The organism is Chitinophaga sp. 01L420 (assembly GCF_056399985.1).
In genome coordinates this window covers 60118-72970 of the sequence record NZ_JBFTSK010000016.1, presented here as the reverse complement: position 1 = coordinate 72970, position 12853 = coordinate 60118, and the positions used below count along the sequence as shown (strand labels likewise).

Below are 12853 nucleotides of genomic sequence, written 5' to 3'. Positions count from 1 at the left end.
AAAAAAAAGTGAGGTATTGTTATGCCGGTCTGCTGCTAGTCAGGCATTTTTTTATCGTCTGTGGCGCTTATTTCAAATACACCGCCCCGCATCAGATCTTTATGAGAGAGGGTGGTAGGGTTATATTTTTTTCCGTCTTTTTTAACCGTATCAATAAACAGTGCTTTTTTTCCCGGCGCCGCACGAACGATGAAGGTAGTGGTAGCACCCGATCCGGTCTGAATAGTGACCTGGTCAAACAGTGGTCTTATAAACGTATACTCCGCTGCGACCGGATTTACCGGATAAAATCCCATAGCGGCAAATACATACCAGGCGCTGATTTGCCCGGCATCATCATTGCCGCATAATCCGCCGGGACCATCATCATATTCCTCCGCCAGGATTTCATCCACACGCCGTTGCAGCAGGTAGGGTTTACCGATGTAACTATAGAGAAATGGAATTTGCTGACCGGGTTCATTACCATGCCAGTATTCTTTCTTTTCAAAAATACTATCCAGTGCCTGCTCAAATTTTTGTTTGCCGCCCATGATTTTGATCAGGCCGGGAATATCGTGAGGAACATAAAAGCCGTATTGCCGCGGTGTGCCTTCTGTAATGAAAAAAGCCTTTTTATCGGGATCGGGGTGCTCATACCATTTGCCGGAAGCATAGCGCCCATTTGCATAACCCACGTGCGGATCAAATACATGCATATAGTTTTTAGCTCTCCGGCGAAGTAGCTGTGCATCTGTTTTTTTATGTAATGCAGTGGCGATGGTAGACAGGGCGTAATCATCAAATGCATATTCCAGGGTACGGGATACCTGTTCTTTGGGATGGAAGGCAAAAGGTACATTGTCTTCTAATGGCACATAACCATATTGCAGATAGGAGATTAGTGCCCTGCGGCCTTTGCCCTGTTTGTAGACAGCGGCAGATGCTGTGTCAAAGGCATTCTGCCGCATCAGCCGGTAGGCTTCTTCTGCATCGTAATCACGTATACCTTTGTTGTAGGCAGAAGCAATGAATGGAATGGCATGATCTCCGATCATGGCGGCAGTGTAATTATTCCAGCAAGGGAAGATCGGGAGCCAGCCTCCTTGTTGCCCTTTTAATAAGAGCGAACGTACAAAGTCGTTGATCAGCGCCGGGTCCAGTATTTCGTATAGTGGTAACTGTGCCCGGTAAACATCCCACATAGAAAAGTCATCGTAGTAGTTACCGTTGGCCAGCTGTTTTACCTGGTAGGATTGTGAAAATGCAGGGTAGGTACCTTTTACATCATTGAAAAGCCTGGGATGCTGCATGGTATGGTACAGTGCTGTGTAAAAGATGCGTTTGTTTTTCTCCTGCGGTCCTTCTACTAATATTTTATTTAATGCTTTGTTCCATACTTCATTGCCTGCTTTTACCTGTGCATCGAAGTTCCAGTGATTAATTTCTGCGGCCAGGTTTTCCCGGGCCGCGGCGATGCTGGTAAACGAAGTGCCTACACGCATTTTTAGGATGCTGCCTTTGTGTACCCTGAATTTTACGGCGCTGCCTATGTTGGGTTGCTGGCTGATACTGTCTGCCGCCACCAGGGATGATTCACTGAATACGGTTGGGTCCTGGAAGCTTTCTTCAAAGCGGACTACAAAATAGCCGCTGAACCCTGCGGGTTGTCCTTGTCCCTGGTAAATGCGGTAGGCAGGATTGTAGCCGGAGATTTCGTTGTTGGCGCGGTCTATATAAATGGCGCCTCTGCCGCGGTCACTGTTGGGGCGTATAATGATATAGCAATCATCATCGCGGTCAAAGCTGAATTGTATCATGCTGCAACGTGCGGTAGCCGTGACTTCCGCCTTTACCTGGTATTTATCCAGCGTAACTCCATAATAAGCCGGCGTTGCTATTTCTGACTGATGTGAATACGTACTGGCGTAGTCGTTAGGAGACGTTTTCAGTGTGCCACATAGAGRCATAATGGTAAAGCTGCCATAGTCCTGTGTACAGGAACCGCTGAGCCAGTGGCTACCGCGGAAGCCGCTGAAAAGATTGTCTTTGTAATAATAGGGCGCTACACATTTCTGTTCCGTAAGCCTGGTTTGAGGAGTCCACTGCGTCATGCCGAAGGGCATGCCTACAGCGGGGATGGTATTGGCTAGTTGCTCGGTGCCTGTGCCGTGTTTTTGCGCAGTCACAGTGGTGCTGTTAGCAGTGCCGGTGAGGGTGTTTACGTATGGAAGGAGATTTCTTGTTTGGGCGGTAGTGGTAAGGTGACAAACCAATACTAGCATCAGTGATTTCAGTACCCTCATTTCTTTCATGTGGATTGATTTATCTTTGAATTCCGATTTACCGGAGCAGCACCAATAAAAATAATAAACTATTATGAGTAACAAAATAAATGTATTGGCGATTTGTGGCAGTACACGACAATCTTCTTCCAATCACCACCTCATTAAGGCGATCACGGACCTGAGCGCTGATATATTCCAGGTGCGGATATTGGAGGGATTAACAGCTATTCCGCATTTCAATCCTGATCTGGATATGGAACCTGATAGTGCACCTGCGCCGGTACAGGCATTCCGGGAGCAGTTGGCACAGGCGGATGCGGTGTTGATCTGCACGCCTGAATATGCGATTGGGGTACCGGGAACATTAAAGAATGCGATAGACTGGACGGTGTCCTCCATGCACTTCTCTAAAAAGCCGGTGGCATTAATTACAGCGGGTACTTCAGGCCATAAGGCACATCAGTCTTTGTTGGGTACCTTGTTGATTATTGAGTCAAAAATAAGTGAGGATGCACAATTGGTAGTATCCGGCGTGAAAACAAAAGTAAACGATCAGGGCGTGATTACAGATGAAGGAACGTTGACGCAGGTACGAAAACTGGTGCAATCGCTGGCTGCAGTAGTAGCAGGGGAAGAAGTTGTTTTATTGCCCGCACCATTGTTGTTTTAAAACGATCTTAAGCAACGAGGGGCTTTGCAGCATTAACTGCAAAGCCCCTCGTTGTTTTTTATATTGCTAAGAAGTGTTTTTCCGAAACACTTCGCATGATCTGTATATACTTATCGCACGCTGTATTTCTTATCTTCCGTAACACTCTTCCAGTTATCAGTGCGGAAGGGGGCTGCCGGAAAGCCTTCTTTATTAAAGAGGTTATCTTCCAGATTATCATCTGCCCATCCGTAACGTACGGCTACCGGGCTGCTTACTTCATCTGTGTATACCACTACTTTATCGCCATCGATGTATGCTTTGGCATAATGAAATTGCTGATCAGCGCCCGCTATTTCAAATCCCCTGATGTAACCGTATTTGTCTTTAACCGTTAAACCGCTGCCAGTGCTGGTGCTGGTAAAGCTGAGTGTGATTTTGTTACCGTTTGTTTGCATGGACTGATATACAGGGCCGCTGAATATATTATTTTGTCCGTAGGTGTTATGCAATGCTACCGCAGCCAATCTTTTGCCTACATCCTGTTTGTTTCTCGGGTGAATATCTTTAGGCTCACCTATATCGGTGATAACGGCCATGCCTGTATTAGGCACGTTGAGAGAGAGGGTTTGTGCTTCTCTCAGTTCAGCCCATTTGCTACCGTTTTGACTGGTACCGTTGGCGGAGTTGAAGCTGGCCAGTTGTACAAAGTAAAACGGAAATTCGCCCTGGTTCCATAATCTGCGCCAGTCGTTGATCAGCAGCGGAAAGGCTTTTCTGTATTGGTAGGCGCGGTCAGCATTGCTTTCGCCCTGGTACCAGATGGCGCCTTTAATAGCAAAAGGTAATATCGGATGGATCATGGCATTATACAGCAGGGAAGGGTAGCTGTTGGGGCCAACGTTATTGTCTGCGGTGATCACGGAAGCAATGCGGAACGCCCAGTTGCCTGCCAGTGATTGTTTGTGGCCGGCTATGTTTACAAACAGATCAGATGATTCCCCTGTAAAGCCGCCACCGCCGCCGGTGTCCTGGATTTTTACGGCAATCACATTATTGCCTGCTTTTAATACACCTGCCGGTATCTGATACACACGGCTGGCACTGTATAGATTAGTGCTGCCTACCCGTGTGCCATTGATATAGGTAACATCGTTATCGTCTATTGGACCCAGACTCAGTTCTGCCGGTTTGCCGGCATCTGCGGGAGCTATATTAAAGTTGTTGCGGAACCATACTTCTCCATCAAAATCAGGCAGCTGTTGTGTTTCCCATGCACCGGGGACTTTCATTTTCAGCCACGACTGGTCGGCGATATTTTCTGACGACCAGGAGGCTACAGTAGTAGCATCCGGCAAACTGCCCTGTAATGTTTGAATGGTTTTTGCTACCCTGTTTTTGTTGACGAGAGCGAAAGAATCCAGGTTTAATACCGGTGTGTTTTTCATCAGATCACTGAAGGCTTCGTTGTCAGCCAGGCCTTCGCGGCTGATCCACGTTTCCACGATGGTGCCGCCCCAGGATGTATGTATTAAGCCAATGGGTACATGTAGCTGTTCGTTGAGTGCCCGGGCAAAGAAGTAGCCTACGGCTGTAAATTCGCCGGTATTTTCAGGACTGGCGGGTAACCAGGCGCTTTGCTTAATATCTGTTTTGGGTGTGGCGGAAATATCTTTCGGTAAATAAAAGTGCCGGATATCAGGGTTGGCGGAAGCCGCTTTTTCCTTGTCGGCATTGAATACATCTTTGACATGAAACTCCATGTTTGATTGTCCGCTGCAAATCCATATATCCCCCATGAGTACATCGTGTACCGTAATGTCGTTATGACCTTTTACCGACAGGTTATAAGGGCCACCGGCTTTTTCGGGATTCAGCAATACTTTCCACTGCCCGTTTTTATCTGCTTTGACGGTCTTTGTTTCCTGATTAAACCGGATGGTAATCTTTTCATTCTTATCTGCCCAGCCCCATACAGGAATAGGCTTATCACGCTGGAGGATCATATTATCCCCGAAAATGTTGGGTAAACGAACGGTAGCGAAAGCCATGGAACTTATCATGGTAGCCGCCAATAATAAAACTCTTTTTTTCATAATTGTGGTATTGTCTGAATAAAGTTGTCAGGGAAACCCCGTGGAATCGCTATGCGAAGATAAATGTAAGGAAGACATTTTTTATTTTATAACTTTTATATAGGAATGGTTTATTAAACAGCATGTTGCTACCTGGAAATGAGCGATAGATGCCAGCGAAGTATAAAAATCAAAATATATACTATATATCTTAATAATTTAACGGACAGCCTGCCTGTTAAACGTTATCCGGTATAATCGTTAACGTGAGAAATGGTGATTTTGAAGCAGATAGGGCATCGGGATCTGTTCCGGTAATACTTAAAATTATATACAACTAATACTAAATAGTGTAACAATTCCCCTTCCTGCGAGGAGTAGCTTTGCATAATAAAATAAGTCAATTATGTCAATCGCTATATCCGCGCAGCCTGTTGCTGCACGTACAAAGAATCAGATTAAAGAATCATTCCCGGTGCTGGAAATGACCTGTGCCGCCTGTGCTGTCAGCGTAGAATCTATGCTGAAATCAGTACCGGGTGTGGAAGATGCAGGCGTGAACTTCGCCAACCAGCGTGCCTGGGTAGTGTATGACCCTACTGTGGTTACACCGGAAGGGTTGCAAAGCAGCGTCCGCAGTGTGGGGTACGATTTGCTGATCAACAAGGAAAACCAGGAAGAAGAACAGGCTGCTGCACAGCAAAAGCACTACCAACAGGTAAAACAAAGAACCATCTGGTCGGCCGTGTTGTCGTTGCCGGTAGTGATTATCGGCATGTTTTTCATGGATATGCCCTATGGTAACTATATTATGATGGCGTTTGCCACGCCTGTGGTATTTTTCCTGGGCCGTCACTTTTTTGTGAACGCCTGGAAACAAGCCAGACATGGTAAAGCCAATATGGACACCCTGGTAGCATTGAGCACGGGTATTGCCTGGTTGTTCAGTGCCTTTAATACTTTTTACCCTGAATTCTGGCACCAGCGTGGCTTGCATGCACATGTTTACTTTGAAGCAGCAGCAGTAGTCATCGCCTTTATCTCTCTCGGAAAATTACTGGAAGAGAAAGCAAAATCAAATACTTCTTCTGCCATCAAAAAACTGATCGGCTTACAGCCTAAAACCGTATTGCTGGTAGGAAGCGATGGCAGTACCACCGAAATTCCCATTGCACAGGTACAGGTGAATGACCTGCTGGTGGTAAAGCCCGGTGAGAAGATCCCGGTGGATGGTAAAGTAGACAACGGTACCTCTTATATAGATGAAAGTATGATTACCGGTGAACCCGTACCGGTGGCTAAGAAGGTGGGTGACTCCGTGTTTGCCGGTACTATCAATCAGAAAGGGAGCTTTCAGTTCCGCGCTGAAAAAGTAGGGGCAGATACGTTGTTGGCTCAGATCATTAAAATGGTGCAGGAAGCTCAGGGTAGTAAAGCGCCGGTGCAGAAACTGGTCGATAAAATTGCCGGCATCTTTGTACCGGTAGTGATAGGTATTGCTATCTTAACTTTCATTACATGGATGGTGCTGGGCACAGATAATGCTTTTAGTCATGCCTTGCTCACGGCTGTTACTGTGCTGGTGATTGCCTGCCCCTGTGCGCTGGGACTGGCCACACCCACCGCTATCATGGTAGGTGTAGGCAAGGGCGCCGAAAATAATATCCTCATCAGAGATGCAGAAAGCCTGGAGCTGGCGCATAAAGTAAATGCCCTGATTCTGGACAAAACAGGTACCATTACAGAAGGCAAGCCGGTGGTGACAGATATTATCTGGAACATTAGAGATACTAATGCTGCAGCAGTTTTATACACGCTGGAACGCCAATCGGAGCATCCGCTGGCAGAAGCCGTGGTAGCTCACCTGGAAGGGGATCATACCAAACCTGTTACCCTGCAACACTTTGAAAGCATTACCGGACAAGGGGTGGAAGGAAATTATGACGGACGCACCTGGTATGCAGGTAATCTGAAGCTGATGCAGGCACATGGTGTGATCATGGATGGCGCGATTACCGCCAAAGCAGGCGCCTTACAGGCGGCCGCCAACACGGTGATCTACTTTGCTACCGGCACTAGCTTGCTGGCCGTCATCGCAATTGCAGATAAAATTAAAGCCACTTCCAAAGCAGCGATTGAAACATTGCAGCGCAGCGGAATTGAAGTATATATGCTGACAGGCGACAATGCCCACACCGCGGCGGCAGTAGCACAACAGGTAGGCATTAAGCATTACCGGGCAGAAGTGCTGCCAGCCTTTAAAGCAGCTTTTGTACAAGAATTACAACAGGCTGGTAAAGTGGTGGCCATGGCCGGTGATGGTATCAATGATTCGCAGGCACTGGCTCAGGCAGATGTGAGCATCGCCATGGGTAAGGGGTCCGATATTGCCATGGACGTGGCAAAGATGACCCTGATCACCTCTGACCTGAACAGTATTCCCCGGGCATTCAAATTATCCGGAAAAACTGTCCGCACCATTAAACAAAATCTCTTCTGGGCGTTTATATATAATATCATCGGTATTCCTATTGCGGCGGGTATTTTATTCCCGGTCAATGGTTTCTTGCTGGATCCCATGATTGCAGGGGCTGCGATGGCATTAAGCTCAGTGAGTGTAGTCAGCAACAGCTTACGCCTCAAAATGGCAAAACTATAATTATGTAAAAGGAATCATGAATTGTATAACAATACACGCTTCCTTCGTAGGTAATTTTACAACATCAAATAAACATTCATCTCACGAAAAAAAGAATCATACAATGGAAACAGTACAGTTTAAAACAAACATTAAATGTTCAGGATGTATAGCAACGGTAACGCCTGTATTAAATAACCTCGCCGGCGCTGATAACTGGAGCGTTGACCTGGCCAGCCCGGATAAAGTATTGACCGTGTCAAAAGAAAATTTAGATAAAAGTGAAATCAGAGTGGCAATAGAAAAAGCAGGTTATAAAGCAGAAGCATTGTCTTAATATACCCGTCTCCGGGCATGGATGAAATTCTTAAAAAAGTAAAACAAATTAACATGAAAAAGATATTACTGGCAGGAATAGTATTGGTAGCCGCATTTTTTCAACAAAGTATGGCACAGGATAAAACAGTATCTGCACAACTGTCTCCTTTACTTTCTCACTACTATCAGATTAAAGATGCACTGATCAGCAGTAATGCAACGGCAGTAGCCGCTCAGGCAGATGAATTCGCAAAAGCCGCTGCCAGTGTAGATATGACATCCATGCCCGCTGCTACACATACCGCTTACATGCCATTGTCGGAGAAACTGTTGGCCGATGCTAAAGCAATGTCTGGCACAAAAGATATCAACAAACAGCGGGAATATTTCAAAACCTTCTCCGATAACTTTTATTTACTGGTCAAAGCGGTCCCACTGTCCGCACAACCAGTATACCAGGAATACTGCCCTATGAAAAAAGCGTACTGGTTAAGCAGCAGCAATGCTATTAAAAATCCTTACTATGGTAATCAGATGCTGACCTGTGGTAAAGTAAGTGATACCATCAAATAGTACTTTAACTTGAATTATGAAAGCAGTATTTCTGTATATAACATTGATGAGCCTGTGTAGTGTAGTTGCTGCACAGGCTTCTTTAAATCAGGCACCCAGGGTGATCCGGTACGATCTGTATGTAGGTGATACCATGGTGAATTACTCCGGTAAAACGAAGCACGCCCTGTCTATTAACGGTACCATTCCCGGACCTACCTTACATCTGACGGAAGGAGATACCGCTGAAATTTACGTACACAACACCCTGAAAGAAGAAACGTCTATTCACTGGCATGGACTAATTTTACCCAACCAGTACGATGGTGTTTCCTACCTTACTACCAGTCCTGTAAAAGCAGGAGAAACACATCTGTACAGATTTCCCATTGTGCAACATGGTACTTACTGGTACCACAGTCATACTATGTTCCAGGAACAGAGCGGGATGTATGGCGCCATTGTTATCCATAAAAGAAATGAAACTAACGCAAAGGAATATACGATGTTGCTGAGCGACTGGACAGATATGCATCCGCATACCGTGAACCGCTATCTGCACAACGCCAACGACTGGTTTGCGATTAAGAAAGGATCTGTACAGAGTTATTCCGAAGCCATTCAGCATAAACATTTTTCTACCAAGGTGACCAATGAATGGAAACGCATGAATGCCATGGATGTGAGTGATGTATATTATGAACGGTTTCTCACAAATGGTAAAGCAGTGGCGGAACAGCCCCAGTTCAAGGCCGGCGATAAAGTAAGATTACGCATTATAAATGGTAGCTCTTCCACTTATTTCTGGTTGCATTATGCCGGCGGCAAAATCACGGTGGTAGCCAATGATGGCGCAGATGTGGAACCGGTAGAAGTGGACCGCTTGCTGGTAGGCGTATCAGAAACCTACGATGTGATAGTGACCATACCGGAGAATATGCAATATGAATTTATGGCTACTGCGGAAGATCGTACAGGGAGTACTTCGCTATGTCTGGGGCAGGGCATGAAAATGCTGGCTAAACCATTGCCCCGGTTGAAATATTTTGAAGGGATGAAGATGATGAATGGCATGATGAAGATGAATGGGGACCTGGATACCAGTGATGGCATGCAGATGACGAATCAGCAAATGGACATGAACACCGTGATGTATCCAGAAATCACCGGCGATGATAAACCTGCTCCTATGGCCCATGATATGCATGGCATGCAGATGGACAGTACCGCCGGAGATATTGTAACACTGAACTATGGCATGTTAAAAGCTCCGGAGAAAACCACTTTACCTGCAGGACCGGTGAAGCTGTTGAACTTTGAACTAACGGGTAATATGAACCGTTATGTATGGAGTATCAATAACAAAACCGTTTCCGAAACAGATAAGATCTTAATTAAGAAAGGAGAGATTGTAAGAATCGTGTTGTACAACAATACGATGATGCGGCATCCGATGCATTTACATGGACATTTTTTCAGGGTATTGARCGGACAGGGAGAATATTCTCCGCTGAAAACAGTACTGGACATCATGCCTATGGAAACGGATACGATTGAATTTGCCGCCACAGAAAGCGGGGACTGGTTCTTTCACTGTCATATTCTCTATCACATGATGAGTGGGATGGGACGTGTGTTCAGCTATGAAAATTCACCACCTAATCCGGAGGTGCCGGATCCGGCGATGGCTTACCGTATGCTGAAGAAAGATGATCGCATGTTGCATACCATGGCCAGAGTAGGACTGGAAAGCACCGGTAGTGACGGAGAAATCATGGTAGCGAATACGCGGTACCGTTTATCTACCGAATGGCGCCTGGGATTAAATGACCGGCATGGTTATGAGAGCGAGAGTCATTTTGGAAGATACTTTGGTAAAATGCAATGGCTGTTTCCTTACGTAGGCTGGGATGTGCGTTACCGTAAAATGGATGAACCGGAGAAAAATTTATTCGGACAAAAGAATACCAAAGATTTCAGACAGGTGTTTCACGTAGGGTTGGAGTATACCTTGCCAATGCTGATTGTGGCAGATGCCTCTGTGGATACAGACGGGCGGCTGCGGTTTCAGCTGATGCGGGATGATGTACCGGTAACAAAGCGGTTGCGCTTCAGTTTTATGGTGAACACCGATAAAGAATACATGGCAGGGTTCCGGTACATTGTGACGAAGAACTTTGCATTTTCAACGCATTACGACAGTGACATGGGATTAGGCGCGGGGATTACATTAAGCTATTAAACTAACAGCAATGGAACATCAACATCAGCATCAGCACAAGGAGATGAAAAAGGAACATGATATGCCAGCACATGATCATGTAGCCATGGGACACGGCGGGGACAGCGGACATCACGATCATCATGCCATGATGATTGCCGATTTCCGGAAACGTTTTTATATAGTGCTGATACTAACCATCCCGGTGATGTTATTATCAAAAATGATTCAGCATTGGTTGGGTATTACTATTAGTTTTCCGGGAGATGCATATGTATTGATGCTACTGTCCTCTGTAGTCTTTGTATACGGTGGCTGGCCATTTCTGAAAGGCTGGTATGAAGAGATGAAGGCCTGGGAGCCGGGTATGATGACATTGATAGGATTTGCTATTACTGTGGCATATATCTACAGCGTAGCCACCGTATTAGGTTTGTCGGGAATGGATTTTTTCTGGGAGCTGACTACGCTGATCCTAATTATGTTGCTGGGGCATTGGATTGAGATGAAATCGGTAGCCGGTGCATCCAGGGAGTTGGAGTTGTTGGTACAGCTGATGCCGGATGATGCACACCTGGTGCATGGGGAGCATATCATGGAAGTAAAAACAGCTACACTCAAAGCCGGAGATATCATTTTAATCAAGCCGGAAGAAAAAGTAGCTGCAGATGGCAGCATTACGGAAGGAGAAACCTATTTGAATGAGAGTATGCTGACGGGTGAATCAAAACCGGTACAGAAGCAGAAAAATGATAAAGTCATTGCGGGGTCTATCAATGGCAATGGCGCTATTAAAGTGCTGGTAACACATGGGGCGGAAGATTCTTATTTATCGCAGGTAGTGAAGCTGGTGCAGGATGCGCAGCAATCCAAATCAAAAACGCAGTTGCTGGCAGATAAGGCGGCACGTTGGCTGACGCTGATCGCTATTCTTGCCGGGGTAGCTACTTTTTTATACTGGTGGTTAAGTGGCAGGGATTTATCTTTCGCCATAGAGCGGATGGTAACGGTCATCGTTATTTGTTGTCCGCATGCGTTAGGGCTGGCAGTGCCGCTGGTGATTGCCAAATCCACGGCACTTTCTGCCAGGCATGGGTTGCTGATTAAGAACCGTACCGACTTTGAGAATTCACGTAAAATTACCACCATCGTATTTGATAAAACGGGTACCCTTACAGTGGGGCGTTTTGAAGTGGTACGTTTTGACGCAATACAGCAGGGGATATCGAAAGAAATGATCCTGCAAATGGCGGCGGCGCTGGAGGGGAGCTCTGAGCACCCTATTGCTACGGGGATTATCAGTAAGGTCAAAGTATTGCAGTTATCGATACCGGTGGCGGAAAATGTGACAGCGATTACGGGCAAAGGAATTACAGGAAGGGTAGATGGCAAAGATGTGAAAGTGGTGAGCCCGGGTTTTATCGCGGAGCAGTTTAAGGACCGTAATGTGAGCGCAGACATACAATCCGGGGAGACGGTCGTTTACGTAATGATCAATGATGTGATCGCAGGCTTTATTGCGCTGGCAGACCAGATCAGACCGGAATCTGCGGGGGCTATTGCTACGTTAAAGGAAAATCATATTAAAACGGTATTGCTCACGGGAGATAATAAAGTGGTGGCAGAAAGCGTGAGTAAAACGTTGGGGATGGATAGTTTCATCGCGGAAGTATTGCCGCATCAGAAGCTGGACAAAATAAAGGAATTGCAGCAGCAGGGCGAGTTTGTGGCGATGACGGGCGATGGAATAAATGATGCACCGGCGTTGGCACAGGCGGATGTGGGTATTGCGATTGGCAGTGGAAGTGATGTGGCGGCAGAAACGGCGGGTATTGTACTGGTGAACAGTAATCCTCAGGACGTAGTGAATCTTATTTTGTTTGGGAAAGCCACCTGGCGTAAAATGATTCAGAACCTGGCCTGGGCAACGGGCTATAATGTAGTGGCGTTACCGTTAGCGGCCGGGGTATTATATAAACAAGGTATTTTGCTGAGTCCTGCTGCGGGAGCGGTTTTGATGACTGTCAGTACCGTAGTGGTAGCCATTAATGCCAGTATGTTAAAAGTGAAGGGGGCAGGGAAATGAAGAAGGGATCACTGCTAACAGCGGCGATCCCCTTCTTTGAATATAGG

8 protein-coding genes are annotated in these 12853 nt (G+C 46.2%); 6 read left to right on the top strand and 2 right to left on the bottom strand.

Features of this window, described 5'->3' with window-relative positions:
* Positions 1 to 35: 35 nt before the first annotated feature.
* Positions 36 to 2294, bottom strand: a complete 2259-nt coding sequence (locus tag AC1DP6_RS17450) for a GH92 family glycosyl hydrolase (RefSeq protein ID WP_477055979.1) — start codon at positions 2292 to 2294, stop codon at positions 36 to 38.
* Positions 2295 to 2358: 64 nt separating this feature from the next.
* Between AC1DP6_RS17450 and AC1DP6_RS17445 the strand changes: the two genes are divergently transcribed.
* On the top strand, positions 2359 to 2937 hold the full coding sequence (locus AC1DP6_RS17445) for an NADPH-dependent FMN reductase (protein WP_477055978.1): 579 nt from the start codon (positions 2359 to 2361) through the stop codon (positions 2935 to 2937).
* A 110-nt stretch (positions 2938 to 3047) separates the two neighbouring features.
* On the opposite strand, the gene AC1DP6_RS17440 is transcribed toward AC1DP6_RS17445, so the two are convergent.
* Positions 3048 to 5012, bottom strand: coding sequence for a sialate O-acetylesterase (locus AC1DP6_RS17440; RefSeq protein ID WP_477055977.1), 1965 nt, complete (start codon positions 5010 to 5012; stop codon positions 3048 to 3050).
* Between the two features lie 385 nt (positions 5013 to 5397).
* Between AC1DP6_RS17440 and AC1DP6_RS17435 the strand changes: the two genes are divergently transcribed.
* The 5 genes from AC1DP6_RS17435 to AC1DP6_RS17415 all read left to right on the top strand — a co-directional run bounded on the left by AC1DP6_RS17435 (position 5398) and on the right by AC1DP6_RS17415 (position 12806).
* Positions 5398 to 7650, top strand: a complete 2253-nt coding sequence (locus AC1DP6_RS17435) for a heavy metal translocating P-type ATPase (RefSeq protein ID WP_477055976.1) — start codon at positions 5398 to 5400, stop codon at positions 7648 to 7650.
* Positions 7651 to 7753: 103 nt separating this feature from the next.
* Positions 7754 to 7966, top strand: a complete 213-nt coding sequence (locus AC1DP6_RS17430) for a heavy-metal-associated domain-containing protein (protein ID WP_477022497.1) — start codon at positions 7754 to 7756, stop codon at positions 7964 to 7966.
* Positions 7967 to 8019: 53 nt separating this feature from the next.
* Complete coding sequence (locus AC1DP6_RS17425) at positions 8020 to 8520, top strand: DUF3347 domain-containing protein (RefSeq protein ID WP_477055975.1); 501 nt, start codon at positions 8020 to 8022, stop codon at positions 8518 to 8520.
* A gap of 16 nt (positions 8521 to 8536) precedes the next feature.
* Positions 8537 to 10741, top strand: coding sequence for a multicopper oxidase domain-containing protein (locus AC1DP6_RS17420; protein ID WP_477055974.1), 2205 nt, complete (start codon positions 8537 to 8539; stop codon positions 10739 to 10741).
* A gap of 10 nt (positions 10742 to 10751) precedes the next feature.
* Positions 10752 to 12806, top strand: a complete 2055-nt coding sequence (locus tag AC1DP6_RS17415; RefSeq protein ID WP_477055973.1) for a copper-translocating P-type ATPase — start codon at positions 10752 to 10754, stop codon at positions 12804 to 12806.
* Positions 12807 to 12853: the final 47 nt, after the last annotated feature.